The sequence below is a fragment of the Pauljensenia sp. UMB6358 genome (assembly GCF_030216865.1).
GTDB lineage: Bacteria > Actinomycetota > Actinomycetes > Actinomycetales > Actinomycetaceae > Pauljensenia > Pauljensenia turicensis_A.
This window is the reverse complement of the sequence record NZ_JASOMS010000021.1, coordinates 1-1,093: the sequence shown is the minus strand read 5'-3', so window position 1 is coordinate 1,093 and position 1,093 is coordinate 1. Positions and strand designations below refer to the sequence as shown.

Genomic DNA, 1,093 nt, shown 5'->3' with positions numbered 1-1,093 from the left:
CGAGGACGGCAACCCCCCAACCCCGACCGGGCGGCGCGTCAACGAATATGTTGAAGACGGCCTACTCGACCAGCTCGTACAAGGCGCAGAAACAGGGGCAGCCTTAGGTGGTAGGTTCCACCGTGTTACCTGGGATAACACCCATTCCCGCCCGTTTATTACCACTGTGGACGCGGATCAAGCAATCCCCTACTTCTCATGGGGAGAACTAAAACAGGTCATTTTCTGTTACGACCTGGAAGATCCCAACCCTACGATCGGTTCAGGGCCAACCACTTATTGGCGGCACCTCGAAACCCACTACTTAGACGAAAATGGTAACGGGCGTATCCGTCACGAACTTTACGAGGGCACCAAAACCCAGTTAGGTTCTATCCGCCCACTAGTAGATCACCCCACTACCGCACCACTAGCCACACAGGTAGACGCAGACGCGACCATAACCACCGGCATAACCCCCGGCCTATGCGTAACCTACTTCCCGAACCTGACACCTCAACGCAGATGGCGGGACCTAGCAGCAGGCCGCGACCTTGGTCGCTCAGACCTCGACGGGCTAACCGGCCTACTCGACGCGTTAGATGAAACCTGGAACGCGTGGATGCGCGACGTGCGCCTCGCTAAAGCAAGGATCATCGCACGTAAAGACATGCTTGAAGACAGGGACGGTAACCCCACCTTTGATCTTGACCAAGAAGTCTTTGAGGGCGTAGAAACCCTAGGCAGTATTGGGGAATCCTCACCCCTCCAACCGGTCCAGTTCTCAATCCGGTTTGCTGAACACGCAGCCACCATTGACAAACTTGTCGCCAATATTATTCGCAGTGCCGGGTATTCTCCTGCAACCTTTGGGGAGCAGGAAGTCGGCGTGATGACCGCAACCGAGGTCAGAGCCAGAGAAAAAGCCACGCTCACCACCAGGGATCGGAAAATCAGGTTAGAACAACCCCGCTTGGAAGATCTCCTAGTCAAAATGCTCACGATTGACGCGGATGTTTACGGCACTAAGGGCCTAAACCCTGACGAAGTCGATGTTGCGTTCCCTGATATTGCGATTGATTCCCCCGAGGCGGCAGCCTCTACCGCTTCCACG

The 1,093-nt window shown here is 55.5% G+C and carries 1 protein-coding gene; it reads left to right on the top strand.

What is annotated here, in order from left to right:
* Window positions 1-601: 601 nt before the first annotated feature.
* The coding region (locus QP381_RS08425) for a hypothetical protein (protein WP_285068463.1) at window positions 602-1,093 on the top strand (492 nt) is incomplete at its 3' end.